24 protein-coding genes are annotated in these 25103 nt (G+C 68.7%); 10 read left to right on the plus strand and 14 right to left on the minus strand.

All coding sequences use genetic code 11. The features are described from left to right. The 3 genes from G3O00_RS23740 to G3O00_RS23750 form a co-directional block, all read left to right on the plus strand. On the plus strand, nt 1–1138 hold a 1138-nt coding region (locus G3O00_RS23740), incomplete at its 5' end, for an aldehyde dehydrogenase family protein (RefSeq protein ID WP_206144495.1). Nucleotides 1139–1152: 14 nt separating this feature from the next. Beyond that, nucleotides 1153–2097, plus strand: a complete 945-nt coding sequence (locus G3O00_RS23745; protein WP_206144496.1) for a 2-dehydropantoate 2-reductase — start codon at nt 1153–1155, stop codon at nt 2095–2097. Between the two features lie 266 nt (nt 2098–2363). Beyond that, the gene (locus tag G3O00_RS23750; RefSeq protein ID WP_206144497.1) at nt 2364–3761 is read left to right on the plus strand and encodes an MFS transporter; all 1398 of its coding nucleotides are present in this window, start codon (nt 2364–2366) and stop codon (nt 3759–3761) included. Between the two features lie 30 nt (nt 3762–3791). Here the strand turns inward: G3O00_RS23750 and kynA are convergent, their stop codons facing one another. The 3 genes from kynA to kynB form a co-directional block, all read right to left on the minus strand. Then, the gene (kynA, locus tag G3O00_RS23755) at nt 3792–4724 is read right to left on the minus strand and encodes a tryptophan 2,3-dioxygenase (protein ID WP_174930784.1); all 933 of its coding nucleotides are present in this window, start codon (nt 4722–4724) and stop codon (nt 3792–3794) included. A 78-nt stretch (nt 4725–4802) separates the two neighbouring features. After that, a complete protein-coding gene (gene kynU, locus G3O00_RS23760; RefSeq protein WP_206144507.1) occupies nt 4803–6062 on the minus strand; it encodes a kynureninase in 1260 nt (419 codons plus the stop codon). Nucleotides 6063–6090: 28 nt separating this feature from the next. Further along, nucleotides 6091–6732, minus strand: a complete 642-nt coding sequence (kynB, locus tag G3O00_RS23765; RefSeq protein WP_206144498.1) for an arylformamidase — start codon at nt 6730–6732, stop codon at nt 6091–6093. A gap of 130 nt (nt 6733–6862) precedes the next feature. Here kynB and G3O00_RS23770 point away from each other — a divergent pair, with 130 nt between their 5' ends. After that, entirely contained in the window at nt 6863–7363 is a 501-nt protein-coding gene (locus G3O00_RS23770) for an Lrp/AsnC family transcriptional regulator (protein ID WP_006477992.1), read from the plus strand. Here G3O00_RS23770 and G3O00_RS23775 read toward each other — a convergent pair. The 3 genes from G3O00_RS23775 to G3O00_RS23785 form a co-directional block, all read right to left on the minus strand. After that, on the minus strand, nt 7350–7859 hold the full coding sequence (locus tag G3O00_RS23775; protein ID WP_174930629.1) for a flavin reductase family protein: 510 nt from the start codon (nt 7857–7859) through the stop codon (nt 7350–7352). The two genes, G3O00_RS23770 and G3O00_RS23775, sit on opposite strands and share 14 nt — an antisense overlap. Nucleotides 7860–8161: 302 nt before the next feature. Beyond that, complete coding sequence (locus tag G3O00_RS23780; RefSeq protein WP_206144499.1) at nt 8162–8827, minus strand: hypothetical protein; 666 nt, start codon at nt 8825–8827, stop codon at nt 8162–8164. Beyond that, complete coding sequence (locus tag G3O00_RS23785) at nt 8824–10230, minus strand: selenium-binding family protein (protein ID WP_206144500.1); 1407 nt, start codon at nt 10228–10230, stop codon at nt 8824–8826. The genes G3O00_RS23780 and G3O00_RS23785 overlap by 4 nt, the downstream gene beginning before the upstream one ends. Nucleotides 10231–10810: 580 nt before the next feature. Here G3O00_RS23785 and msrA point away from each other — a divergent pair. Further along, nucleotides 10811–11371, plus strand: a complete 561-nt coding sequence (msrA, locus tag G3O00_RS23790) for a peptide-methionine (S)-S-oxide reductase MsrA (protein ID WP_041492935.1) — start codon at nt 10811–10813, stop codon at nt 11369–11371. Between the two features lie 39 nt (nt 11372–11410). Here the strand turns inward: msrA and G3O00_RS23795 are convergent, their stop codons facing one another. The 3 genes from G3O00_RS23795 to pdxH all read right to left on the minus strand — a co-directional run bounded on the left by G3O00_RS23795 (nt 11411) and on the right by pdxH (nt 14716). Then, a complete protein-coding gene (locus G3O00_RS23795; RefSeq protein ID WP_206144501.1) occupies nt 11411–12706 on the minus strand; it encodes a DUF72 domain-containing protein in 1296 nt (431 codons plus the stop codon). Nucleotides 12707–12729: 23 nt separating this feature from the next. Next, a complete protein-coding gene (locus G3O00_RS23800; RefSeq protein ID WP_011353012.1) occupies nt 12730–13950 on the minus strand; it encodes a cyclopropane-fatty-acyl-phospholipid synthase family protein in 1221 nt (406 codons plus the stop codon). 121 nt (nt 13951–14071) lie between these two features. Further along, complete coding sequence (gene pdxH / locus G3O00_RS23805; RefSeq protein WP_206144502.1) at nt 14072–14716, minus strand: pyridoxamine 5'-phosphate oxidase; 645 nt, start codon at nt 14714–14716, stop codon at nt 14072–14074. 128 nt (nt 14717–14844) lie between these two features. Here pdxH and tcdA point away from each other — a divergent pair, with 128 nt between their 5' ends. Then, nucleotides 14845–15702 (plus strand): tRNA cyclic N6-threonylcarbamoyladenosine(37) synthase TcdA, encoded by an 858-nt coding sequence (gene tcdA, locus G3O00_RS23810; protein ID WP_206144503.1) that lies wholly within the window; start codon nt 14845–14847, stop codon nt 15700–15702. 115 nt (nt 15703–15817) lie between these two features. On the opposite strand, the gene trxA is transcribed toward tcdA, so the two are convergent. Both trxA and G3O00_RS23820 read right to left on the minus strand, forming a co-directional pair. Further along, nucleotides 15818–16666: a thioredoxin gene (gene trxA, locus G3O00_RS23815; RefSeq protein WP_206144504.1), complete on the minus strand. Its 849-nt coding sequence runs from the start codon at nt 16664–16666 to the stop codon at nt 15818–15820. Between the two features lie 52 nt (nt 16667–16718). Continuing rightward, nucleotides 16719–17600, minus strand: a complete 882-nt coding sequence (locus G3O00_RS23820; RefSeq protein WP_206144505.1) for a pirin family protein — start codon at nt 17598–17600, stop codon at nt 16719–16721. Between the two features lie 244 nt (nt 17601–17844). On the opposite strand from G3O00_RS23820, the gene G3O00_RS23825 reads away from it, so the two are divergent. Further along, nucleotides 17845–18723, plus strand: coding sequence for an EamA family transporter (locus G3O00_RS23825; protein WP_206144508.1), 879 nt, complete (start codon nt 17845–17847; stop codon nt 18721–18723). Nucleotides 18724–18777: 54 nt separating this feature from the next. Here G3O00_RS23825 and G3O00_RS23830 read toward each other — a convergent pair whose 3' ends face one another. Both G3O00_RS23830 and G3O00_RS23835 read right to left on the minus strand, forming a co-directional pair. After that, nucleotides 18778–20304 carry an N-acetylmuramoyl-L-alanine amidase gene (locus G3O00_RS23830; RefSeq protein ID WP_011353006.1) on the minus strand — a complete coding sequence of 509 codons (1527 nt, stop codon included), beginning with the start codon at nt 20302–20304 and terminating at the stop codon, nt 18778–18780. Then, entirely contained in the window at nt 20286–20840 is a 555-nt protein-coding gene (locus G3O00_RS23835; protein WP_011353005.1) for a bifunctional tRNA (adenosine(37)-N6)-threonylcarbamoyltransferase complex ATPase subunit type 1 TsaE/phosphotransferase, read from the minus strand. The genes G3O00_RS23830 and G3O00_RS23835 overlap by 19 nt, the downstream gene beginning before the upstream one ends. 17 nt (nt 20841–20857) lie before the next feature. Between G3O00_RS23835 and queG the strand changes: the two genes are divergently transcribed. The 3 genes from queG to xerD all read left to right on the plus strand — a co-directional run bounded on the left by queG (nt 20858) and on the right by xerD (nt 23575). Beyond that, nucleotides 20858–22093 (plus strand): tRNA epoxyqueuosine(34) reductase QueG, encoded by a 1236-nt coding sequence (gene queG, locus G3O00_RS23840; RefSeq protein ID WP_206144506.1) that lies wholly within the window; start codon nt 20858–20860, stop codon nt 22091–22093. 64 nt (nt 22094–22157) lie between these two features. Continuing rightward, entirely contained in the window at nt 22158–22625 is a 468-nt protein-coding gene (locus G3O00_RS23845; RefSeq protein ID WP_034190552.1) for a methylated-DNA--[protein]-cysteine S-methyltransferase, read from the plus strand. Beyond that, the gene (gene xerD / locus G3O00_RS23850; protein ID WP_174930621.1) at nt 22625–23575 is read left to right on the plus strand and encodes a site-specific tyrosine recombinase XerD; all 951 of its coding nucleotides are present in this window, start codon (nt 22625–22627) and stop codon (nt 23573–23575) included. Before G3O00_RS23845 ends, xerD begins: the two co-directional genes overlap by 1 nt. A gap of 48 nt (nt 23576–23623) precedes the next feature. Here the strand turns inward: xerD and G3O00_RS23855 are convergent, their stop codons facing one another. After that, nucleotides 23624–25102 (minus strand): AMP-binding protein, encoded by a 1479-nt coding sequence (locus G3O00_RS23855; protein WP_346778995.1) that lies wholly within the window; start codon nt 25100–25102, stop codon nt 23624–23626. Between the last annotated feature and the right edge of the window lies 1 nt (nt 25103).

The raw sequence follows: 25103 nt of genomic DNA on the forward strand, positions 1-25103 counted from the left end.
TGCGAGCGGGCTCGTCGAGGCCGCGTCGCTGACCACGCAGGTCGGCGGCGAGCTGATTCCGTCCGACGTGCCGGGGTCGCTCGCGATGGGCGTGCGGCAACCGGCCGGCGTCGTGCTCGGCATCGCACCGTGGAATGCGCCGGTGATCCTCGCGACGCGCGCGCTCGCGTTGCCGCTCGCGTGCGGCAACACGGTCGTGCTGAAGGGCTCGGAGCTGTGCCCCGTCACGCACGGGCTGATCGTCGAGGCGCTGCAGGAAGCCGGGCTGCCGCCGGGCGTCGTCAATTTCGTGACGAACGCGCCCGAGGATGCGGGCGCCATCGTCGATGCATTGATCGCGCATCCGGCTGTGCGCCGCGTGAATTTCACGGGCTCGACGCGCGTCGGCCGGATCGTCGCCGAAGCGTGCGCGCGCCACCTGAAGCCGTCGGTGCTGGAGCTCGGCGGCAAGGCGCCGTTCGTCGTGCTCGACGATGCCGATCTCGACGCGGCAGTCGCGGCGGCCGCGTTCGGCGCGTTCGCGAATTCCGGGCAGATCTGCATGTCGACCGAGCGCATCGTCGTCGACGCATCGATTGCCGATGCGTTCGTCGCGAAGCTCGCCGGCAAGGCCGCGTCGCTGCCGCTCGGCGATCCGCGCCAAGGGCCCGTCGTACTCGGTTCGCTGATCGACATGAAGGCCGTCGAGCGCTGCAATGCGCTGATCGACGATGCGCTCGCGCACGGAGCGACGCTCGTGTGCGGCGGCAAGGCCGACAGCACGCTGTTCCCGGCCACGCTGCTCGACCACGTGACGCCCGCGATGCGCATCTATGCCGAGGAGTCGTTCGGCCCGGTGAAGGGCATCGTGCGTGTCGACGGCGAGGAAGCCGCGATCCGTTGCGCGAACGACAACGCGTTCGGGCTGTCGTCGGCCGTGTTCAGCCGCGACGTCGCGCGAGCGATGCGCGTCGCGGCGCGTATCGAATCGGGCATCTGCCACGTGAACGGCCCGACCGTGCACGACGAGGCGCAGATGCCGTTCGGCGGCGTGAAGGACAGCGGCTTCGGCCACTTCGGCGGCAAGGCCGGCATCGCGGCGTTTACGGACCTGCGCTGGATCACGGTGCAGACGGCACCACGCCACTATCCGTTCTGACGAGGCCGCCGACGATGAGGATTGCGATTCTGGGCGCGGGCGCAATGGGCTCGCTGTTCGGCGGGCTGCTGGCCGAAAGCGGCGAGGCCGTCACGCTGATCGACGTGAACGATGCGCATCTCGATGCGATTCGCCGCGACGGGCTGTGCATCGATGACGATCGGGGCGAACGACGCATCCGTACGTTGCAGGCCGTGCGGCCGGAAACCGCGCAAGCGGATGCGGCCGCAGCGTCCGATACACCGTTCGACCTGCTGATCGTTTTCACGAAGTCGCTGCATACGCGTACCGCACTCGACGGCGTGCGTGCATTGCTCAGGCGAGACACGCATGTGCTGACGCTGCAGAACGGGCTCGGCAACGTCGAGACGCTGAATGCGTTCGTGCCGCTCGAACGCATCCTGGTCGGCGTGACGACGTGGCCGGCCGACGCGGCGGGGCCGGCACACGTGCGCTCGCACGGCGCGGGCACGATCCGCATGATGACGGCCGACGGCGCGACGCGCCCGTTCGCGGCGACGGTAGCCGATACGCTGTCGCGCGCGGGGCTCGCTTGCGCGCTCGACGCCGACGTGTGGGCCGCGATCTGGGAGAAGGTCGCGTTCAACGCGGCGCTCAACACGCTGTGCGCGGCGACGGGCTGCACGGTCGACCAGCTCGGCAATCATCACGACGGGCCGCGGCTCGCGCTCGCGATTGCAGCCGAGGTGGCCGCCGTCGCCCGCGCGAAGGGCATCGCGGTCGACGGCGAACGTATCGCGCGCAACGTCGAGCATGCGATCCACGAGCATCGCGGCCATCGTCCGTCGATGCTGCAGGACGTACTCGCGGGCCGTCGCACGGAAATCGACGCGATCAGCGGCAAGGTCGTCGCGGCCGCGCGCGAAGCGGGCGTGGCGGTACCGCATGCCGAGACGCTGCTTGCGCTCGTCCGGCTGATCGACGCACGGATGAACTGAGCATCAGGCGGGCGGCGCGGCGTGCGCTGCACGACGAGACGAGCGCGTCGCGCGCAGGCGACGGCGCCGGATCGGGACGGGTTGGACGAGACACCGGAGCCGGCGCCGATGCGTCGACCCCGGCCGACTGCGCAGCACGAGATCCGGGCACGCGCCACCGCGCCAGCCCGGGCAACCGGAGACGCCATGAACGCCATCGAATGCCGTTGTCTTGCCGCGCGCCGTGCGCGCACGTTGCCGCCTGGGCGCGGTACACGGGAGGTCGCATGAGCACGCGCGACGGATTGCAGCCTCCGTCCGTCGACATCGGCGCGACGCTCGACGACGGGCCGTTCACGACGATGCAGCGCTGCGTGGTGCTGCTCGCCGCGCTCGCGATCGTGCTCGACGGCTTCGACGGCCAGCTGATCGGCTTCGCGATTCCGGTGCTGATCCGCGAATGGGGCATCACGCGTGGCGCGTTCGCGCCGGCGGTGGCGGCCGGGCTGATCGGGATGGGCATCGGCAGCGCGTGCGCGGGGATCGTCGCGGACCGCTTCGGCCGCCGCCAGGCCGTGATCGGCAGCGTGTTCCTGTTCGGCATTGCGACCTGCGCGATCGGCTTCGCACCGGACGTCATGGCGATCGCGGCGCTGCGCTTCGTCGCAGGCCTCGGGATCGGCGGCGCGTTGCCGACGGCCACGACGATGACGGCCGAATACACGCCCGCGCGGCGTCGCACGATGATGGTGACCGCGACGATCGTCTGCGTGCCGCTCGGCGGGATGCTGGCCGGCCTGTTCGCGCACGAGGTGCTGCCGCGCTACGGCTGGCGCGGGCTGTTCTTCGCGGGCGGCGCATTGCCACTCGTGCTCGGCTTCGTGCTCGTGCGTGCGCTGCCCGAATCGCCGCGCTATCTTGCGCGGCGCCCCGCGCGCTGGCCGGAACTCGGCGCGCTGCTCGCGCGGATGGAGCGGCCCGTCGCGCCGGGCACCGCCTTCACCGACATGCGGGACGCGCGCGCGGCGGGCGGCCGTGGCGGCTTCGGCGCGCTGTTCGAGAGCGGTCAGGCGCGCGACACGATCGCGCTGTGGTGCGCATTCTTCATGTGCCTGCTCGCCGTGTATGCGGCGTTCAGCTGGCTGCCGACGATGCTGGCGGCGAGCGGGCTGAGCGTGTCGGTCGCGGGGACGGGGCTCACCGCATACAACCTCGGTGGCGTGATCGGCGCACTGCTGTGCGCGTGGACGATCGCGCATGCCGGGTCGCGCTGGCCGCTCGTGTTGTGCAGCATCGGCGGCGCGGCGAGTGCGGTATGGCTGATGGGTGTCGATGCGAGCCGCCACACGGGCTGGCTGATCGTCGGGCTCGGCCTGCACGGGCTGTTCGTCAACGCGGTGCAGTCGACGATGTATGCGCTCTGCGCGTACATCTACCCGACGGCCGTGCGCGCGACGGGTACGGCAAGCGCGCTCGCGTTCGGCCGGCTCGGCGCGATCCTCAGCGCGTTCGCGGGCGCGATCGTGATCACCACGGGCGGTGCCACGGCCTATCTGACGATGCTGGCGATTGCGATGGGGGTGGTCTGCGTCGCGCTGCTCGTCGTGCGACGGCACATTCCGCGACTGTCGCGCGCGGCCGTGCAACCGCGCGAAGGGGAGGAGCTGGCCCGCACGTCGTCGTGACGGCGGGCGGGCCCGGGGGCGCGTCGCGTGTTACAGCGTGGTGCGCACGTGCCAGAGCTCGGGGAACAGCACGACGTCGAGCATCTTGCGCAGGTACGGCGCGCCGCTGGTGCCGCCCGTGCCTTGCTTGAAGCCGATGATGCGCTCGACGGTCGTCACGTGACGGAAGCGCCACTGGCGGAACGCATCCTCGAGATCGACGAGTTCTTCGGCCATCTCGTAGAGCTCCCAGTGCTGCTGCGGGTGACGGTACACCTCGAGCCACGCGGCTTCGACCGTCTCGTCATGCCGGGTCGGCTGCGTCCAGTCGCGCTCGAGCCGCTCCGCCGCGATCGGGAAGCCGCGCCGCGCAAGCAGGCGCACGACTTCGTCGTAGAACGACGGCGCCTCGAGCGTCGCACGCACCTGTTCGAGGATGTCGGGCCGGTGCGCGTGCGGCTGCAGCATCTGCACGTTCTTGTTGCCGAGCAGGAATTCGAGTTGCCGGTACTGGTACGACTGGAAGCCCGACGACTGCCCGAGATACGGGCGCATCGCCGAATATTCGGACGGCGTCATCGTCGACAGCACGCTCCACGCCTGCACGAGCTGCTCGAGAATCCGCGACACGCGCGCGAGCATCTTGAATGCGGGCGGCAGCGCGTCGGTGCGTACCGCGTCGAGGGCGCCGCGCAGCTCGAACAGCGCGAGCTTCATCCACAGCTCGCTCGTCTGATGCTGGATGATGAACAGCATCTCGTTGTGATCGGGCGACAGCGGATGCTGCGCGTCGAGGATCGAATTCAGCGACAGGTAGTCGCCGTAGCTCATCGACTTCGAGAAATCGAGCTGCGCGTTGTGCCAGCCGGCATCGCCGGGCACGTGCGACGCTTCGTGCGCGGCCGGGGCCGCGGATGCCGAATGCGCGGCGCGTGCGCCCGAGAACGGGCAGCCCGCCGGCGCGTCTTCGCCGGGTGGCTGCATATGACCAGAATTCACGACTCTCTCCAGATTTGAATGACGGGGCGCGGCGCGCATCATGCGTGCGCCGCGCGAAGCGGGTCAGGTCACCGCGCCGCGCTCGGCGAACTCGGGTGCCTTCCACGCATCGGTGGCGAGGATGTCGCGCAGCGTCTCGACGGCATCCCACACGTCGGCGAAACGCGTATAGAGCGGCGTGAAGCCGAAGCGCAGCACGTACGGCTCGCGGTAGTCGCCGATCACGCCGCGCGCGATCAGCGCCTGCATCACTTCGTAGCCGTGCGGATGCTCGAAGCTCGCCTGCGAGCCGCGCTGGTGATGCGCGCGCGGCGTGACGAGCTTCAGCGACAGGCCCGCGCAGCGTGCTTCGACGAGCGCGATGAACGCATCGGTCAGCGCGAGCGACTTGCGGCGGATCGCGTGCATGTCGGTCTGCAGGAACACGTCGAGCCCGCATTCGACCATCGACATCGACACGATCGGTTGCGTGCCGCACAGGAAGCGCGCGATGCCCGGATCGGGCGCGAAGCCCGGCTGCATCGCGAACGGTGCGCGGTGGCCCCACCAGCCGGACAGCGGCTGCGAGAAGTGCGCGTGATGGCGCTGCGGCACCCACACGAAAGCGGGCGAACCGGGGCCGCCGTTCAGGTACTTGTACGTGCAGCCCACCGCGCCGTCCGCGCGTGCGCCGTTCAGGTCGACCGGCACCGCGCCGGCCGAGTGGGCGAGATCCCACAGCATCAGCCCGCCCGCGTCGTGCACGAGCTGCGTGACGGCCGGCATGTCGTGCATGTAGCCGGTGCGGTAGTTCACGTGCGTGATCATCGCGACGGCCGTGTCCGCGCCGAGCGCGCCGAGCGCGCCGGGCAGGTCGGCCGGGTCGTCGATCAGGCGCAGTTCGTAGTCGCCGCCGAGCTGTTCGATCAGCCCCTGCGCGATATACAGGTCGGTCGGGAAGTTCGAGCGTTCCGACACGATCACGCGGCGCTCGGGCGCGCGCTCGGCCTGGTGGCGCACCATCGCCGACAGCAGCTTGAACAGGTTGATCGAGATCGTATCGGTCACGACCGTTTCGCCGGGGGCGCCGCCGATCAGCGTCGCGAGCTTGTCGCCGAGACGGCGCGGCAGCGCGAACCAGCCGGCTGTGTTCCAGCTGCGGATCAGGCCTTCGCCCCATTCGGCGCCGATCACCTGCTGCGCGCGGGCGGCCGATGCGCTAGGCTGCGCGCCGAGCGAGTTGCCGTCGAGGTAAATCACGCCGTCGGGCAGGGAGAACTGGTCGCGCAGCGGGGCGAGCGGATCGTCGCGGTCGAGCGCGAGCGCGTCTTCACGGGTCTTGATCATGATGTGGGGTCGTCAGTCGGGGTAATCAGGAGGCACGCGCGGGCAGCGCGCGCAGCACCGCACGCACGGGGCTCGCGTCGAGCGTCGCGAATTTCAGCGGCAGTGCGATCAGTTCGTAGTCGCCGGGCGGCACGTCGTCGAGCACGATGCCTTCGAGGATCGCCATTCGATGCGCGCGCACGCGGTGATGCGCGTCCATCGTCTTCGATTCCTGCGGGTCGAGCGACGGCGTGTCGATGCCGATCAGCTTCACGCCATGCGCGGCGAGCAGGTCGACGGTCTCGGGCGCGACCGCGCAGAAGTGGCTGTCCCACTGCTCGACGCTGGTGCGCGCATAGGTCCGCAGCAGCACGCGCGGCGGTACGCCGTCGAGCGCGGCCGCAACATCGGCCGGCTGCACGACCGGCGATGCGCCGATGCAATGGATCACGCGGCACGGGCCGAGGTAGGTATCGAGCGGCACGGCGCCGATCGGCGCGCCGTCGGCGTCGTAGTGCAGCGGCGCGTCGCAGTGCGCGCCCGTGTGCGGCGACAACGTCAGGCGTGCGACGTTGACCGGCGAGCCGGCCTCCATCCGCCACACGCGTTCGACGGAAACCGGCGTATCGCCCGGCCACACGGGGGTGGCGGGGCTGACAGGCGGCGAGATGTCCCAGAGGGTGTCCATGGCATGACGTTTCGGTGAGTCGATCCTTCGAATGATAGGTGGACGCTCGCAGAAAGTGCTTGCGAAATAAACATGGACAATCCGCCGGATTGGCAGATAATTCGACTCAGAGGGAAAACGGGGACCAAAAATGCACGCGATCACGCTCGATGCCACCGACTGCCGGATTCTGGCGGTCCTGCAGGAAGAGGGCAGAATCAGCAATCTCGACCTGGCGGAACGGATTTCGCTTTCGCCGTCCGCCTGTCTGCGCCGCATGCGCCTGCTCGAGGAGCAGGGCGTGATCGAGCACTATCGCGCGTGCCTGAGCCGCGAGAAGCTCGGCTTCGAGCTCGAGGCGTTCGTTCAGGTGTCGATGCGCAACGAAGAAAATCAATGGCACGAGCGCTTCGCGGAAGCGCTGCGCGAATGGCCGGAGGTCGTCGGCGCATTTGTCGTGACGGGCGAGAGCCACTATCTGCTGCGCGTGCTCGCGCACAACCTCAAGCACTATTCCGATTTCGTGCTGAACCGGCTCTACAAGGCGCCGGGCGTGATGGACATCCGTTCCAACATCGTGCTGCAGACGCTGAAGGATGAAGCCGGCGCGCCGGTCGGGCTGGCGCGCACGGGAGCGATCAAAGCGGTGTAAGGCCGTGGAAGCCGCCGCCGTGGAACACGAGCGGCGGTGCCGTGTCCGAGATCGCGCGCACGCCGCAGCGCTCCACTTCGCCGACGAAGATCACGTGGTCGCCTTCATCGTAGCGGCTGCGGTTGTGGCATTCGAACCATGCGAGCGCGCCGTCGAGCACGGGCATCCCCGAGTTGCCGGCCGCATGCGCGATCCCTTCGAAGCGATCGCCCTTGTAGGTCGAGAAGCGCTTGCACAGGTCGAGCTGCGATGCCGCGAGCACGTTCACCACGTAATGGCTGTTGCCGCGGAACACGGGCGTCGACGCCGATTTGTGCGCGAGGCTCCACAGCACGAGCGGCGGATCGAGCGACACCGAGTTGAACGAGCTGGCGGTGATGCCGATCAGCTGGCCGGACGGCGCGCGCGTCGTGATCACCGTCACGCCCGTGGCGAACTGGCCGAGGGCTTGCCGGAAGGCGGCCGCGTCGAAATCCGGAGGATTGGCGTGGCTCATCGCGCGGCCATCCGGAACGAGACGGGCGGGCGCGGCGCGACGCGGGCGGGGCGGGCACGGCGGACGAAAGGCGACAAGGCGGTCGAGTGGGAAGGGGTGCGCATGGCCCGATTTTAGCGGAATCGGGGCCGCCGGGCCCGGCCGGACGGCGTATTGCGGGGGCAGGGTGACGTAGCGAACACTGCGGCGCATTGCCGGATGCCCAATTGCACGCGGCGGGCATCGCCGTTCTGTCGCGCTTTCTCTGCGCTACCGCCGCTCCACCCGGCGCCGCTCCGCCACATCTGCCGTCGATCCCCGCGCTATCGCGCCGCCGCCAGTCCGAGCGACAACGCGCCCGTCACGATCAGGCTCGACGCCCACACCGCATCGAGATTGAACCAGCTCCGCGACACGAACTTCAGCCCGAGATAGCGGTACACGAGCCATGCAAGCCCGCCGCCGGCGCCGATCATTGCGAGCGCGTGCACGGCCGCGACGACGAGCGCCATCCCGAGATGCGCATCGACGAGCGTGGCCGCCGCCCGGTGGCCGGCGTCCTGGTCGAGCCCGCACAGCCCGAGATAGATCGGCACCAGCATCAGCCCCGCGCCATGCGCGATCGCGACCGCGAACGACCACAGGCCGAGCCGCGCGGGCGGAATCCGCGCGAGCGCCCGCGGATGCCGGCGCCGGATCAGCAGCACGGCGCCGAAGCCGATCACGAGCGCGCTCGCGCCGATCCGGATCGCCGTTTGCCACGCGAGCAGCGCGGCGAGCAGCCCGAACGGCAGCATCACCGCGAAGACCGCGAGCGCATGACCGAGCGCGAGATAGCCGAGCGCCGCGACGAGCGCGCCGCCGCGGCGCGTCATCAGCGCGTTCGACACCGCGAGCGGCCAGCCCATCGCGGGATTGAGCCCGTGATACACGCCGCTCGCGAGCACGGCCGCCCACAGCGCGAACTGGGCGTGAACGCTGGCGTTCAACGCTTGACCGACGGATAGCAGAACGAGTCGGTCGAGCAGTCGCCGCCCTCGAGCCGGATCTGGTGCGCGCGATAGCCGTCGGGGAACTCGACCCAGTAATCGTCGGCGAGCGTCAACCCACCTTCCGGCCCCACATGCGCGAGCACCTGCGCGCCCGGCACGCCCTCCGGATAGAACTGGTCGTCCCACGTCGAATACAGTGAGTTGGTCCAGTACACGCGCTTCCCGTCGCGGCTGATCTCGACCATCTGCGGGCCGCCCGCGAACGTGCGGCCGTTCGAGTGCGGTGCGCGGCGCACGATGCCGCCGATCCGGACCGACCCCGCGAGCACCGGGTGGTGCGGGTCCGACACGTCGTACTGGCGCATCTCGCCGGTGCCCCAGCACGACACGTAGAGGAAGCGGTCGTCGAGCGACAGGTCGATGTCGGTCACGAGCGGCGGCACCGCGCCGAATCCCTTGAGCAGCGGCGGCAGCTCGTCGGCCGCGGCCGGCTCGGCCGGGATCGTCGCGGTCTTCTTCACATGGAACTTGCCGCCTTCGCGCCACCAGGTCCAGATCGAGCCTTCGAGATTCGTCGTGTCGACCACGACGCCGACGAACCCGTATTCGCGCGCCGGGTCGTGCGCGGGCCGCACCTCGAGCGCCATCTGGTGCTGCGCGCCGAGATCGATCGTCTGCACGTTGCGTCGCGCGCGCAGGTCCCAGAAATGCAGCCGGTGCCCGTATTTGTTCGCGAGCAGGTCCTCGGGCACGATCCCGTTCTCGAATTGCGGCGGCAACGCCCATTCGCTCGACACCATGTAGTCGCGCGGCAGGTTCCACCAGAAGTCGTAATGCTTGTCCTGCGGGCCGCGATCGATTTCCCAGCGGCCGAGCACGTCGAAGGTTTCGCAATCCATGATGAAGATGCCGGGCGCGCCGTCGGTGCCGTCCTTGCCCGCGCCGCCGAGCGTGCTCACGTAAATGCCCTCGGGTCCGCAGTGAACGGTGTGCGGCCGCGAATAGCCGGTCTTCGAGAAGATTTCGTCGGGCTCGATGATCTTGTGGATGCGCGCCTGCGTCGGGTGCGGCTTCGTGTCGATCACGTAGATGCGCGACGAGCGCAGGCCCGGGATGATGAGGAAGCGACGCTCGAGGAACGCATGGCCGGTCAGCGGCGACAGCGACGACGAGCACGCATTCCAGCCGAAGTGGTGAAACTCGTCGCCGGTGGTCGGCATCGTCACCGTGTGCACGATTTTTCCGTAGGTCGACGAGCCGGGCTTCACGTCGATCACGGCGAGCGCGTCGGGTCTGGAAAAATCGGGGCTCAGCAACAACGTATAGGCAAATTCTTCCGGCGGCGCCTGCATCGCAAGCTCCGGCGAAGCATGAAACGTCGGGTCAGGCCGCATGCTCATGGTGATGCCCTCTCGATGGTGTCGGATCGTGGTCGCACGGCCGTTCGTTGCGGGTGTGCGGGTCGGGGTTGCCGTGCGGCGTACGACACGCCGGCGGGAGCGATCGGCAGGCGGATGCACGCGTCGGCGCGCGCGCAGCGCCGTGCATCAGATCGTGAAAGCGGATAAAGGCGGTGTGCCGGACCGCCGCACGCGGGGCGGGACGGATGCGCGGCAAGCGGGGGGGGCAGTGAAAGCGGCAGCCCGCGACGCGGCGACGGCCGGGCGAGTGACGCGGGCGATGTCTGTCAAGGCATGCATAGCGATGTTCCGGCAGATGATGTTTGCATCAGGGTCGGGCATGCATCGGGTGCTTGGCGCGAAACGGCGGGTTTGCCGCCGCGCTCGCGCGTGCCTAAGTGTAGACGAGAAAACGGACGGCCGGTCGCGCGCGGCACCTGTGCACTCTGTCAGGTTCGCGTGCGAGTGAGATACTTGCCGAAGTGCCGTTGCGACCCGCACGCGGGTGGGCAGCGGCGAGACGGAACGGTGGCGCCGGCGCATGCGTGCCGGCTGCCGACATCAACGAGGGACTGATTTCATGGTGAACGAGATGCTTGAAACCGCGACATTGGGAGGCGGGTGTTTCTGGTGCACGGAGGCGGTGTTTCTCGACGTCGACGGCGTGACGGCCGTCCAGTCGGGCTACGCGGGCGGCCATACGCGCAACCCCGGCTATCGCGACATTTGCGAAGGCGATACGGGCCACGCGGAAGTCGTCAACGTGACGTTCGATCCGGCGCGCATCGGCTATCGCGAGATCCTCGAGATCTTCTTCGCGACGCACGATCCGACCCAGTTGAACCGGCAGGGCAACGACGTCGGCACGCAGTACCGGTCGGTCGTGTTCACCCATTCGGACGCGCAGCGCGACACGGCGCTCGACGTGATCCGCGAACTGGAGCGCGAGCAGGTGTTCGGGCAGCCGATCGTCACGCAGGTCGTGCCGCTCGACGGCAACTACTGGCCGGCCGAGGATTATCACCAGAACTATTACGCGCGGAATCCGGGGCAGGGCTATTGCTCGGTCGTGATCGGGCCGAAGCTCGCGAAATTCCGGCAGAAGTTCTCGCACCGGCTGAAGTCGCTGCGCGGCGCGTAAATGTGACCGCGACCGGCGCAAGCCGGTATCAAGTCGGGATCAGGCCGCCTCGTTGCGCCACTGCGCGCACGCGGCGGCGATCTCGCGCGCAAGCGCGATGCACGACAGCGGCGCGGAGCCTTCCGCCTTGTTGTTGATCGTGATGATCACCGGCTGCCCGGCCAGCGCATAGCGCGCGGCCAGTTCGGCGAGCGCCGAACGCGTGGCCGGATCCTCGTCGACGAGCTTGTCGAACGGCTCGTACTTCGCTTTCGCCTGTTCGTACTTGAATCCGCCGTGCAGGCTCCAGCGCACGATCAGCGGGCCCGGCGCGTCGCCGTCGAGCAGCGCGAGCGCGGCGGCCTGGCGTAGCGGGTCGGGCATCCGCGCGTGCAGGCCGACGCAGTAGCGCACGCCGAGTGCGGCGAGCGCGCGGATGAAGCGCGGCGTGAGCAGGCTCGCGTCGCGAATCTCGATCGCATAGCGGGTGCCGTCGGCTTCCGGTGGCAGCGGCGGCAACGCCGCGAAGAACGCGGCGAGCCGGTCGATCAGTTCGGCCGGCTGGGCTAGCAGCTGATCGGGCAGCGGCGAGAACTGGAACACGAGTACGCCGGCCTTCCGGCCGAGCCCTTCGACGCAAGGCTGCACGAATTCGCGGGTGGCGAGATCCGCGTCGAGGAAGGTCGGGTTCGGTCCCGACGGCTCGCCGCGCCGGCCGCGGATCACCGCATCGGTCACGGAGGCGGGCGCCTTCACCACGAAGCGGAAATCGTCGGGCACCTGCTGTGCGTAGCGCAGGTAGTCGGCCACCGACAGCGGGCCGTAGAACGACCGGTCGAGGCTCACGCTTTTCAGCAGCGGATGTGCGCCATACGCTTCGAGCCCTTCGCGCGACAGCTTGGTCTGCGCGAAGTCGCCGTCGTAGACGATGCCGTCCCAGCCGGGGAAGGTCCACGACGACGTGCCGAGCCGGACGTTCGGCGGCAGCCCGGCCGCTGCGTCGGCTACATCCGGCGCGATCGGCGCGGGCAGCACGCCGCGCCGGCGCCGGCCTTTCTTCGGTGGCGCGGCGGGCGGGGACGGTTCATCCCACAGCAGGCCGGAAGCGTCGGGCGGCGTTTCGTCTGAAGAACGGGAGTGGGTGCGGGTACGCGGTGCCGGTTGCGCGTCGTCAGATGCGTCCGGTGTCACGTGTTCGTCGGTGTCGGCAGGCGGGCCGTCGTTCTCGGGCGACGCGCGTGCAGCGTCGGCCGGCACGCCGAACAGGTCGAATTGCCCGTCGGCGTGCGGCGCGTTGGCGTCGTCGTGCTGCTGTCGTTCCGGCGGCGCCTTGCGCCGCGTCCTGCCGTCACCCATGCATGCCCAGCGTGAAGCGCCGCCTAGCGTGGCAGCGCGTGTTCGTACATATAGCGCCGCGACCACGGCAGCGTTTTTGCGCTCTGCCCGGCCTTGCGGCACACGATCTGGAAGATCGACACGTCGTCGTGCTCGAACGCATACGCGCAGCCAGCGAGATACACGCGCCAGATGCGGAATTTTTCGTCGTCGACGAGTTGTCGCGCGGCGTCCGCCTTCGCCTCGAAGTTTTCCGTCCAGATGTCGAGCGTGCGCGCATAGTGCCGTCGCAGGCTTTCGACGTCAATCGCTTCGAGCCCGCCGCGCTGCGCGGCTTCCAGCGCGAGGCTGATGTGCGGCAGTTCGCCGTCCGGGAACACGTAGCGGTCGATGAACTCGCCGCCGCCGAGCGCCGTCTCGCCGCTTTCCGCGTCGGTCGACGTGATCCCGTGGTTCATCGCGATGCCGTCGTCGGCGAGCAGGTCATGGACCCGCGAGAAATAGAGCGGCAGGTTCTTGCGCCCGACGTGCTCGAACATCCCCACGCTCGTGATGCGGTCGAACTGCCCGTCGATCTCGCGATAGTCCTGCAGCCGGATCTCGATTTTGTCCTCCAGACCGGCAGCCTTCACGCGCGCGGTCGCGAGGTCGAACTGGTTCTGCGACAGCGTGACGCCGAGGCACTGCGCGCCGAATTTCTGCGCGGCGCGCAGCACGAGCGCCCCCCAGCCGCAGCCGATGTCGAGCAGGCGCTGGCCGGGCTGGAGCCGGATCTTCGTCAGGATGTGGTCGATCTTCTTGATCTGCGCGGTGGCGAGATCCTCGTCACCGTTCTCGAAGTATGCACACGAGTACACCATGTTCTCGTCGAGCCACAGCTGGTAGAACTCGTTCGAGACGTCGTAGTGATACTGGATCGCTTTCTTGTCGGTGCTCTTCGAGTGATTGAAGTAGCGCTTCACGCGCGCCAGCTTGCTCGCGCTCGTTACCGTACTGCGCGCGAGCGAGTAGCCGATGTTGATGATGTCCGACAGCTTGCCTTCGATGTCGATCTTGCCCTTCACGTACGCCTCGCCGAGATTGTCGAGGCTCGGTTCGAGCAGGAGCGGCAACGCCGACGCACTGTTCACTTTCAGCGTGACCTGCGGCGCGCTGAAGGTGCCGAAATCGAGTTGATCGCCGTTCCACAGCACGAGGCGCGCCGGTATGTTCGCTTTCGCCCGTACTTCGTCCGCCCACTGTGCCAGCTTCTTTTCCCAGAACATTTGGATTCTCCGTTTGTTCGTTGAATCGAATACAGCCAAGTATCTTGACCGGCGCCCGCCGCTTGCGAGGCGGGCGCCCGAATGCAACACGAGACACGACCGGCGTGTGCCGGCGCCGCGCTTAAGGCGACAGGCGCGAAATCGACCAGCTCGGCGACGTATCGGCGTCGCGCGTATAGAGCAGGCGGTCGTGCAGCCGCGACGGGCGGCCCTGCCAGAACTCGATCGAGTCGGGCACGAGGCGGTAGCCGCCCCAGTGCGGCGGGCGCGGAGGGTTGTCGCCGTAGCGTTCGCTGACGGACTTTTCCTGCGCCTCGAGCGTTGCTCGGCTGTCGATCACCGCGCTCTGCTCCGACGCCCATGCGCCGATGCGCGAGCCGAGCGGGCGCGACGCGAAATAACGGTCGCTTTCTTCGGCGCTGGTTTTCTCGATCCGGCCTTCGATGCGCACCTGGCGCTCGAGCTCGATCCAGTAGAACAGCAGCGCGGCCTGCGGATGCGCGGCGAGATCGCGCCCCTTGCGGCTTTCGTAATTGGTAAAGAAGACGAACCCGCGTTCGTCGACGCCTTTGATGAGCACGATGCGGGCCGACGGCCGGCCATCGTCGCCGACGGTCGCGAGCGTCATCGTGTTCGGCTCGGGCAGCTTGGCGGCGAGCGCCTCCTTGAACCAGCGGTCGAACTGGGCGAAGGGGTCGTGGGCAACATCGGCTTCGTTGAGCGAAGCCCGTGAGTAATTGATGCGGAGATCGGCGAGAGTCGTCATGTTATGCAAACGCTTCAATCTGGAACCATTGTAGCCAACGCGCGAGAAACGTGCGTGCACAGTGGCGCGTGCGGGCGAGGAGTTCAGGCAAAATAGAGGGCTGCACGACTTACGTTTTCCTTGCTGCCATGTCCGTCGCCGACGCTGCCCCGCCCAGTTCTTCTGATCTTACCCCGACCCCGGAAATCCAGCTTGACGTGGATCGAGCGCGGCGTTTCGGCGGCGTCGCGCGCCTGTACGGCGCGCCGGCCGCTGCCGCGTTCGAGCGCGCGCACGTCGCGGTGATCGGGATCGGCGGCGTCGGGTCGTGGGTGGCCGAGGCGCTCGCGCGCAACGCGATCGGCACGCTGACGCTGATCGATCTCGACAACGTCGCCGAAAGCAATACGAACCGGCAGATCCACGCGCTCGACGGCAATTTCGGCAAGCCGAAGGTCGACGCGATGGCCGAGCGGATCGCGCTGATCGATCCCGCATGCCGCGTGAACCGGATCGAGGATTTCGTCGAGCCCGACAACTTCGATGCGCTGCTCGGCGGCGGTTTCGACTATGTGATCGACGCGATCGACAGCGTGCGCACGAAGGTTGCGCTGATCGCGTGGTGCGTCGCGAAGCGTCAGCCGCTCGTCGTGGTCGGCGGCGCGGGCGGGCAACTCGACCCGACGCGCATCCGGATCGACGATCTCGCGCTGACGATCCAGGATCCGCTGCTGTCGAAGGTGCGCGCGCAGTTGCGCAAGCAGCACGGCTTTCCGCGTGGGCCGAAAGCGCGGTTCAAGGTCAGCGCCGTGTATTCGGACGAGCCGCTGATCTATCCGGAAGCGGCCGCGTGCGACCTCGAGGACGGCGCGGAGCCGTCCGCGGCCGCGCACGTCGCGGGGCTCAACTGTGCGGGATTCGGTTCGAGCGTGTGCGTGACCGCGAGTTTCGGCTTCGCGGCCGCCGCGCATGCGCTGCGCGCGATCGCGGCGCAAGCCGCCGGCTGAGCCGCCGTGAATCGCGGTCGTTGAGGAATGCGGCGGCGCGTGACACGCGCCGTCGTATGGCATGCGGGGCAATTCCGCAGCCGGGCCGTTGCGGCCCGGCGGTCACACATCAAGTTCAGTTGAGCGCCATGCTCAGCTTGCGTCGCCACCCGGCGACGAGGTCGGGGCGATCGCCGGCCAGCTCGAATACCGAGATCAGCGTGCGGCGGCCGAGATCGTCGCCGTACGCGCGATCACGCGTGACGATTTCCAGCAACTGCTCCACCGCGCCTTCGTACGCGCGCCGCGCGATCAGGCTCTGCGCGAGATCGAAACGCGCGTCGAGATCGGCCGGGTTCGCCGCGATGCGCGCTTCGAGCGCATCGGTCGGCGGCAGGTCGGCCGTGGCTTCGAGTGCGTCGAAACGGGTTTTGATCGCCTGGTAGCGCGGGTCGCCGTTCTGCACGGTCTGCGGCGACAGGCGTTCGCTCTCGGCGCGCGCGGCGTCGACCTGGTTGCTCGCGAGCAGCAGTTCGATCAAATCGAGGCGCGCGTCGTCGAAGCCGGGGTTCAGCGCGAGCGCCGCCTCGAGGTGCGTGAGCGCGTCGTCGTAGCGCTCCTCGGCCATCGCGTACTGCGCGGCACGCCGTTCGGCTTCCTCGGGCGCCGGCAGCAGCCGGTCGAGGAAGGCGCGCAGTTGGCCTTCGGGCAGCACGCCGACGAACTGGTCGACCGGGCGCCCGTCGGCAAACGCGATTACGTGCGGGATGCTGCGCGTCTGGAAGTGTGCGGCGAGTTCCTGGTTCTCGTCGACGTTGACCTTCACGAGCTTCCAGCGGCCTTCGTAGTCGCCTTCGAGCTTTTCCAGCAGCGGGCCGAGCGTCTTGCAGGGGCCGCACCACGGCGCCCAGAAGTCGACCAGCACGGGTGCGTCCAGCGACGCCTCGATGACGTCTTTCTCGAATGTGGCAAGCGTGGTGTCCATGTCGTTCTCTTTCGTTCGAATGTCGTCAGGATGGGGGCGGTGCGCCCCTTTTTCAACGCGGTTTCGACTCGGGCAGCGGAATCCACTCGGTCTCGCCCGGCACCTTGCCCATTTCCTGGCGCGTCCAGGCTTCTTTCGCGCGTTCGATCGCTTCGCGGCTGCTGGCGACGAAATTCCATTCGATGAAGCGCTCGCCGTCGATCTTGTCGCCGCCGAGCAGCATCGCACGCGCGCCGCTGCCGCTCGTCAGCGTGACCGCGGCGCCGGGCGCGAGCACGGCCATCTGTTCGGCCGGCACCGGTGTGCCGTCGATCGCGAGCTCGCCATCGACCACGTAGACCGCGCGCTCCTCGTGCGACGCGTCGAGTTCGAGACGGCCGCCGGCCGCGAATTCGGCCGCGACGTACAGCGTGCGCGAGAACGTCGTGACCGGCGAGCGCAGCCCGAACGCGTCGCCAGCGATCACCGTCAGCGACACGCCGTCCTCATTGCGCTTCGGCAGCGTGTCGGCCGCATGGTGCTCGAACGACGGCTCGGTCGTCTCGTGCGCGCGCGGCAGCGCGACCCAGGTCTGGATCCCGTGCACGGTGTGACCGTTTTCGCGCTGCGCGTCGGGCGTGCGTTCGGAGTGGACGATCCCGCGGCCGGCCGTCATCCAGTTCACGTCGCCCGGCACGATTTCCTGCAGCGAACCGAGGTTGTCGCGGTGCAGGATCGCGCCGTCGAACAGGTAGGTGACGGTGGCGAGGCCGATATGCGGGTGCGGGCGCACGTCGAGCCCCGTGCCGGGCGGCAGCGTGGCGGGGCCCATGTGATCGAAGAAGATGAACGGGCCGACGAGGCGTGCGGCGAGGGCGGGCAGCGTGCGGCGCACCTGCAGGTTGCCGATGTCGCGCACGTGCGGCTTCAGCAGGGCTTTGATCGGAGCGGTCATGGCGGATCCTGTGGGGCGGCGGGGGATGCCGGTCATTGTACTGGCCGTCCGCCGCCGATTCCATGCGTGCCGCGCGGGTATCGGGCCGGGCGCTGAAACCCGGTAGACTGACCGACCTCTCGGGAAAACGCCGGGCCGCCCCGGTTTTTCGGCCCAAATGACGCTCTCTCGGGGCGCCTGGCGCAGAGCGACTGGGCCCGAGAGCACCATGCACAACAATTCGACAATCGAGGAGACGCCGATGATGGCCCCGAAGGACTTGCTGCTTGCGCTGGTCGTGATCCTGGCGTGGGGCGTGAACTTCGTCGTGATCAAGGTCGGCCTGCACGGGATGCCGCCGATGCTGCTCGGCGCGCTGCGCTTCACGCTCGCGGCCGTGCCCGCGGTGTTCTTCGTGCGCCGGCCGCAGATTCCGTGGCGCCTGCTGGTGCTGTACGGCGCGACGATCCAGCTTGGCCAGTTCGTGTTCCTGTTCACCGGCATGTACGTCGGCATGCCGGCCGGCCTCGCGTCGCTCGTGCTGCAGTCGCAGGCGTTCTTCACGCTCGTGTTCGCGATGCTGTTCCTCGGCGAGCGGCTGCGCGTGCAGAACCTGCTCGGGCTCGCGATCGCCGCGGGCGGGCTCGTCGTGATCGCGGCCCAGGGCGGCCGCGCGATGACGCTCGCGGGCTTCCTGCTGACGATCTGCTCGGCTGCGATGTGGGCGTTCGGCAACATCGTCACGAAGAAGGTCGGCCGTGCGAACCTCGTGTCGCTCGTCGTGTGGGCCAGCCTCGTGCCGCCCGTGCCGTTCTTCCTGCTGTCGCTGTGGTTCGAAGGGCCGCAGCGGATCGCAACCGCGCTCGCCGGGCTGAACGGCGCATCGATCTTCGCGGTCGTCTATCTCGCGTTCGTCGCGACGCTGCTCGGCTACGGGCTGTGGAGCCGCCTGCTGTCGCGCTATCCGGCCGCGCAGGTCGCGCAGTTCTCGCTGCTGGTGCCGGTCGTCGGCCTCGCGTCGTCGGCGCTGCTGCTCGACGAACATCTGACGCGCACGCAGCTGATCGGCACGGCGCTCGTGATGGGCGGGCTCGCGGTGAACGTGTTCGGCGGGAAACTGATGCGCCGCTTCGCGGCATCGTGACGCGCCGGCACGCACTGCGTGCCGGCGGCGGGGCAGGGTGGCCGGGGGCGGCCGTCAGGCCATCCGGCTCTTCGCGAGCGGCGGATTCGCCGCGAAATAACGCTTGATGCCGCGGAAGATCGCGTCGGCCATCTGGTCGCGATAGCTGTCGTCGTTCAGGCGGCTCTCTTCTTCCGGGTTGCTGATGAAGGCCGTCTCGACGAGGATCGACGGAATGTCGGGCGCCTTCAGCACCGCGAACCCGGCCTGCTCGACCGAGCCCTTGTGCAGCTTGTTGATGCCGCCCACTTCCTTCAGCACGTAGTTGCCGTAGCGCAGCGAATCGCGGATCTGCGCGGTCGTCGACATGTCGAACAGCGCGCGGTTCACGGTCGCGTCCGCCGTCTTGATGTTGATGCCGCCGATCAGGTCGGACGAATTTTCCTTGTTCGCCATCCAGCGCGCCGCGGCGCTCGTCGCGCCGTGGTCGGACAGCGCGAACACCGACGAGCCGCGCGCGGACGGCGTCGTGAACGCATCGGCGTGGATCGACACGAACAGGTCGGCGCCCACGCGGCGGGCCTTCTGCACGCGCACGTTCAGCGGCACGAAGAAGTCGGCGTCGCGCGTCATCATCGCGCGCATGTTCGGTGCGCCGTCGATCTTCGCGCGCAGCTTCTTCGCGATGTCGAGCGCGATGTGCTTCTCGTACGTGCCACCGCCGCCGATCGCGCCCGGATCCTCGCCGCCGTGGCCAGGATCGATCGCCACCGTCAGCAGGCGCACGGTGCCGCCCTTGCCGGATTTTGGCGCCGTGAACTTGTAGGTGTCGCCGTCGTCGTCGCTGTCGTCGCGGCGCGCGATGACGGGCGGCGGCTTGACGGCCGGCTTCGCGGGCGTCGACGGGGTGGCGGGCGGCGTGTGCGGCGTGGCCGGCGTGTTCTGCGCGAAGCGCTGGAAGAACGCGTCGCTGTTGTCGCCCGCGGCAGGCGGCGGCAGGGGCGTACCCGGGCCGGCCAGCGCGGTCGGCGGCTGCATCTGCTGCGCGCGCGTCGTGTCGTTGAGCGCCTGCTCCTTGCGTTCCGTCTGTGCGATCAGGTCGGACAGCGGATCGGGCGCGACGGCCGGATACAGGTCGAACACGAGCCGGTACTTGTAGGTGCCGACCGGCGGCAGCGTGAACACCTGCGGCTTCACCGAGCCTTTCAGGTCGAACACCATCCGCACGACGTGCGGCTGATACTGGCCGACGCGCACCGACTGGATCTGCGGATCGTTCGGCGCGATCTTCGACACGAGGTCGCGCAGCGCCTGGTCGAGGTCGAGGCCGGTCAGGTCGACGACGAGACGGTCGGGACCCTGCAGCAGCTGTTGGCTATTCTGCAGCGGCTGGTCGGATTCGATCGTGACGCGCGTGTAATCGCGTGCGGGCCACACGCGCACGCCGAGCACCGACGATGCGTGCGCGAGCCGCGGCGCGACGAGACCGAGCACCAGCGTCGACGCGCCCGCGCACAGGATCTGGCGGCGCCGCCAGTTGTGCGTCGCGGTGGCCGCCGATTCGATCGAGCGGAACGGTTTGATCAACATCTTTCGAGACATGCCTTTCCTGAAGCGCTGTACGCCCGGACGGTGAGGGCGCGGCCGTCGCCATCCACGTCGAGCGAGAAAACCAGATCGGGTACGCCGAGCAGCGTGCCCGCCTGTTGTGGCCATTCGACGAGGCAGATCGCGCTGGAATTGAAATATTCGCGAAAGCCTGCGTCGGACCATTCGGCCGGATCGTTGAAACGATACAGATCGAAGTGATAGACCTCGAGTTCCCCATCGTCGCGTTCGAGCGCGTACGGCTCGACGAGCGTATAGGTCGGGCTGCGCACGCGCCCCGCGTGGCCGAGGCCGCGCAGGATCGCGCGTACCAGGGACGTCTTGCCCGCGCCGAGATCGCCGACCAGCTGGATCTGCAGCCCGTCGAACGCATGCGCGCGGGCGAGTTCGACGCGTGCCGCGTCGAGTGCGTGCGCGAAGCGGGTGCCGAAGGCCTCGGTCGCCGCTTCGTCGGCGAGCGCGATCACGCGCTGCTCGAGCGGTGCGGGCAACGTGACGGCATGAGGCGAGTGGCTGGACGTGGCTGACATTCTCGTAAAATAGTGCGATGAACCGATTACCGGAACTCGCCGCATCCGACAGGCCTTCGACTTGTGCCGAAGGCGCGGCACCGTGCGCGCTCGACGATGCGGCGTTGACTGCGCTCGCCGCGCGCATCAGGGCGTGGGGGCGCGAATTGGGTTTCGGGGCGATCGGCATCAGCGATACCGATCTCTCGGATGCCGAAGCAGGCCTCGCCGCCTGGCTGGAAGCCGGATACCACGGCGAAATGGATTATATGGCGAAACATGGGATGAAACGCGCGCGTCCGGCCGAACTTGTGGCCGGTACGCGACGCGTGATCTCCGTGCGGCTCGCCTATCTGCCGGCCGAAACGCTGGCCGCCGACGCGCCTGAAAGCGAGCCGGGCGCGCTCGCGCTGCACGACTGGCGTGCGCGCGAACGGGCCCGGCTCGACGATCCGCAGGCGGCTGTCGTGTCGATCTACGCACGCGGCCGCGACTATCACAAGGTGCTGCGCAACCGCCTGCAGACGCTCGCGGAGCGCATCGAGCAGGAGATCGGCGCGTTCGGCTACCGCGTGTTCACCGATTCGGCGCCCGTGCTCGAGGTCGAGCTCGCGCAGAAGGCCGGCGTCGGCTGGCGCGGCAAGCACACGTTGCTGCTGCAGCGCGATGCGGGCTCGCTGTTCTTCCTCGGCGAAATCTACGTCGACGTTCCGCTGCCGACCGACGCGCACACGTTCCCCGACACCGCGCCCGAAACGCCCGGCGCGCACTGCGGCAGCTGCACGCGCTGCATCGGCGCCTGTCCGACCGGCGCGATCGTCGAGCCGTACCGCGTCGACGCGCGCCGCTGCATCTCGTACCTGACGATCGAACTGAAAGGCAGCATCCCCGAGCCGCTGCGGCCGATGATCGGCAATCGCGTGTACGGCTGCGACGACTGCCAGCTTGTGTGCCCGTGGAACAAGTTCGCACAGGCCGCGCCCGTCGCCGATTTCGACGTACGGCACGGCCTCGACCGCGCGACGCTCGTCGAGCTGTTTGCGTGGGATGCGGACACGTTCGATACGCGCATGCAGGGCAGTGCGATCCGGCGCATCGGCTACGAAAGCTGGCTGCGCAATCTCGCGGTCGGGCTCGGCAATGCGCTGCGCGCGGACGCGGGCCGCCTTGCGCCGCCGGCGCGCGAGGCGATCGTCGCCGCGTTGCGCGCGCGGGCCGACGATCCGTCGCCGGTCGTGCGCGAGCATGTCGAATGGGCGCTGCGTGCCGTGTGAAGGCGGCGTAAAGTGTCGTCGGCGCGCGGTGGTGCCGCGCGCATCCATCGGTCAGGAGAGGGCCATGTTCAATGCAGTCATCGACGCGCCGTTCGGCAAGGTCGGCATCCGCACGGACGCCGCGGTGGTGCGCGAGATCGTCTATCTGCCCGAATCGGTGAAGTCGGTCGATCCGGATTCGCCGCTCGCGAAGCGCGCGGTCAAGCAGATCGAACGTTATTTCGAGCGCGCATCGGCGCGCTTCGACCTGCCGCTCGCCGAAGTCGGCAGCGCGTTCCAGCACCGCGTCTGGGACGTGATCAGCGATATTCCGCCCGGCACGGTGCTGACCTACGGGCAGGTCGCGAAGCGGATCGGCAGCGCGCCGCGCGCGGTCGGCCAGGCGTGCGGCGCGAACTACTTCCCGCTCGTGATTCCATGCCATCGCGTCGTCGCGGCGGGCGGCCTCGGCGGCTTCGCGAACCACGACGACAACGGTTATTACCAGAAAGTGAAGCGCTGGCTGCTGGCGCACGAAGGCGTGCCGTACTGATGAGTGAATCGCTGATTTCCCCTGAAGCCGACGGCGATGCCGCCGCGGCGTCACCCGCGCTGCTCGCGAGCCGTGCGTCGATCGACGTGTTTTGCGATGCGCTGTGGCTCGAGCACGGGCTCGCGCGCAACACGCTCGACGCATACCGGCGCGATCTGGTGCTGTTTTCCCAATGGCTGGCGGAGACGCACGACGCGCCGCTCGATTCGGTCGACGAAGCGATGGTGACGGGCTACATCGCCGCGCGCAGCGACGGCAAGGCGACGTCGTCGAACCGGCGGCTGTCCGTGTTCCGGCGCTATTACGGCTGGGCTGTGCGCGAGCATCGTGTGAGCGCCGACCCGACGCTGCGGATCACGTCCGCGAAACAGGCCGCCCGGTTTCCGTCGACGTTGTCGGAGGCGCAGGTCGAGGCGCTGCTCGGCGCGCCCGACATCGGCACGCCGCTCGGCCTGCGCGATCGCACGATGCTCGAGCTGATGTATGCGAGCGGGTTGCGCGTGAGCGAGCTCGTGATGCTGAAGACCGTCGAGGTCGGGCTCAACGAGGGCGTCGTGCGCGTGATGGGCAAGGGTTCGAAAGAGCGGCTCGTGCCGTTCGGCGAAGTCGCGCACGGCTGGATCGAGCGCTACCTGCGCGACGCGCGGCCGGCGCTGCTCGGCGCGCGCGCGGCCGACGCGCTGTTCGTGACCGCGCGCGGCGACGGGATGACGCGCCAGCAGTTCTGGAACATCATCAAGCGCCACGCGCAGCACGCGGACGTGCGCGCGCACCTGTCGCCGCATACGCTGCGGCACGCGTTCGCGACGCACCTGCTGAACCATGGTGCCGACCTGCGCGTCGTGCAGTTGCTGCTCGGCCACAGCGACATCTCGACCACGCAGATCTATACGCACGTTGCACGCGAGCGCTTGAAGACGCTGCACGCGCAACACCATCCGCGCGGTTAGCGCATCCGGTGTGTCGCGGGCTGTGTCACACGCCGCGGCCGGCCCAGGTCAGACCAGTTCGCGCAGCTTGTGCTTCAGCACCTTGCCCGTCGACGCGGCCGGCAGTACGTCGAGCACGCGGACGTGCGCGGGGCGTTTGTAAGGCGCGAGCCGCTCCGCACACCACGCGTGCAACGCCGCTTCGTCCGCCGTCGCGCCGGGCACCAGCTCGACGAACGCGAGCACTTCCTCGTTGCCTTCGACCGTGCGGCCGATGACGGCCGCCTGCACGACGTCCGGATGCGCGTTCAGCACCTGCTCGACTTCGACCGGATAGACGTTGAAGCCCGACCGGATGATCAGCTCCTTGCTGCGGCCCGCGATCGTCACGGCGCCGTCCGCGTCCTGCCGTGCGAGATCGCCGGTGCTCAGCCAGCCGTCCGGCGACACGGCCGCGTGTGTCGCGTCCGCATTGCGGTAGTAACCGAGCATCACGTTCGGCCCACGCACGCGGATCTCGCCGACTTCACCCGGCGGCACGTCGGTGCCGTCCGGCGCGACGATCCGCATCTCCACACCGGGAATCGGCACGCCGACCGAGCTGTCGGTGCGCGGCGCGTCGAGCGGCGTCTGCGTGATCGTCGGGCTGCTTTCGGTCATCCCGTAGCCGTTGTGCAGCGGCACGCCGTACAGGCGCTCGACGCGCGCCTTCAGGTTCGCGTCGAGCGGCGAGCCGCCCGAATACGCGAAGCGCAGGCGCGGTGCGCGCCACGCGTGGCCGTGCGTGTGCAGGTGTTCGAGCAGCTTCGCGTGCATCGCGGGCACGCCCTGGAAGATCGTGACGCCTTCGTCGGCGAGTGCGACGCGCACGGCTTCCGGCGAGAAGCGCGGCACGAGCCGCAGCGTCGCGCCCGCGTACAGGCTGCCCAGGCAGACCGACGCGAGCCCGTACACATGCGACACGGGCAGCACGGTGTAGACGACGTCGTCGGGCGACACGCGGCGCAGCGTGCTCGACGTCGCCGCGATGAACAGCAGGTTGCGATGCGACAGCATCACGCCTTTCGGCGTGCCGGTCGTGCCGGTCGTGTAGATCAGCGCTGCGCATTGTGCGGCACCGTCGGCGGCGACCGGTTCGCCCGGTGCGCTCGCGTCGACGCGATACGACCACGCGCCGATGTCGACCGGCAGCGCGCCGGCAGGTGTCGCACCCTGCCGTTCGGCATGCGCGCGCGCGCCGGCGGATGCGCCGGGGGAGACATCGTGGCAGGGCGACACGCGGGGCAGCGTGCTCGACGCCGCAGCGATGAACAGCAGGTCGCGATGCGATAGAATCACGCCTTTCGGCGTGCCGGTCGTGCCGGTCGTGTAGATCAGCGCTGAGCATTGTGCGGCACCGTCGGCGGCGAGCGGTTCGGCAGGTGCGCGCGCGTGGACGCGATACGACCACGCGCCGATGTCGACAGGCAGCGCGCCGGCAGGTGTCGCACCCTGCCGTTCGGCATGCGCGCGCGCGTCGGGCGATGCGTCGGTGGTGAACGCGATCAGC

It is taken from the genome of Burkholderia sp. Ac-20384 (genome assembly GCF_017104605.1).
GTDB lineage: Bacteria > Pseudomonadota > Gammaproteobacteria > Burkholderiales > Burkholderiaceae > Burkholderia > Burkholderia lata.

Bases quoted from the DNA above. Each gene is read 5' to 3' on its own strand.
- G3O00_RS23745 (WP_206144496.1), top strand. From the start codon at position 1,153: ATGAGGATTGCGATTCTGGGCGCGGGCGCAATGGGCTCGCTGTTCGGC.
- G3O00_RS23750 (WP_206144497.1), top strand. From the start codon at position 2,364: ATGAGCACGCGCGACGGATTGCAGCCTCCGTCCGTCGACATCGGCGCG.
- kynA (WP_174930784.1), bottom strand. From the start codon at position 4,724: ATGCAGCCACCCGGCGAAGACGCGCCGGCGGGCTGCCCGTTCTCGGGC.
- kynB (WP_206144498.1), bottom strand. From the start codon at position 6,732: ATGGACACCCTCTGGGACATCTCGCCGCCTGTCAGCCCCGCCACCCCC.
- G3O00_RS23770 (WP_006477992.1), top strand. From the start codon at position 6,863: ATGCACGCGATCACGCTCGATGCCACCGACTGCCGGATTCTGGCGGTC.
- G3O00_RS23775 (WP_174930629.1), bottom strand. From the start codon at position 7,859: ATGAGCCACGCCAATCCTCCGGATTTCGACGCGGCCGCCTTCCGGCAA.
- G3O00_RS23785 (WP_206144500.1), bottom strand. From the start codon at position 10,230: ATGAGCATGCGGCCTGACCCGACGTTTCATGCTTCGCCGGAGCTTGCG.
- msrA (WP_041492935.1), top strand. From the start codon at position 10,811: ATGGTGAACGAGATGCTTGAAACCGCGACATTGGGAGGCGGGTGTTTC.
- G3O00_RS23795 (WP_206144501.1), bottom strand. From the start codon at position 12,706: ATGGGTGACGGCAGGACGCGGCGCAAGGCGCCGCCGGAACGACAGCAG.
- G3O00_RS23800 (WP_011353012.1), bottom strand. From the start codon at position 13,950: ATGTTCTGGGAAAAGAAGCTGGCACAGTGGGCGGACGAAGTACGGGCG.
- pdxH (WP_206144502.1), bottom strand. From the start codon at position 14,716: ATGACGACTCTCGCCGATCTCCGCATCAATTACTCACGGGCTTCGCTC.
- tcdA (WP_206144503.1), top strand. From the start codon at position 14,845: ATGTCCGTCGCCGACGCTGCCCCGCCCAGTTCTTCTGATCTTACCCCG.
- trxA (WP_206144504.1), bottom strand. From the start codon at position 16,666: ATGGACACCACGCTTGCCACATTCGAGAAAGACGTCATCGAGGCGTCG.
- G3O00_RS23820 (WP_206144505.1), bottom strand. From the start codon at position 17,600: ATGACCGCTCCGATCAAAGCCCTGCTGAAGCCGCACGTGCGCGACATC.
- G3O00_RS23825 (WP_206144508.1), top strand. From the start codon at position 17,845: ATGGCCCCGAAGGACTTGCTGCTTGCGCTGGTCGTGATCCTGGCGTGG.
- G3O00_RS23830 (WP_011353006.1), bottom strand. From the start codon at position 20,304: ATGTCTCGAAAGATGTTGATCAAACCGTTCCGCTCGATCGAATCGGCG.
- G3O00_RS23835 (WP_011353005.1), bottom strand. From the start codon at position 20,840: ATGTCAGCCACGTCCAGCCACTCGCCTCATGCCGTCACGTTGCCCGCA.
- queG (WP_206144506.1), top strand. From the start codon at position 20,858: ATGAACCGATTACCGGAACTCGCCGCATCCGACAGGCCTTCGACTTGT.
- G3O00_RS23845 (WP_034190552.1), top strand. From the start codon at position 22,158: ATGTTCAATGCAGTCATCGACGCGCCGTTCGGCAAGGTCGGCATCCGC.
- xerD (WP_174930621.1), top strand. From the start codon at position 22,625: ATGAGTGAATCGCTGATTTCCCCTGAAGCCGACGGCGATGCCGCCGCG.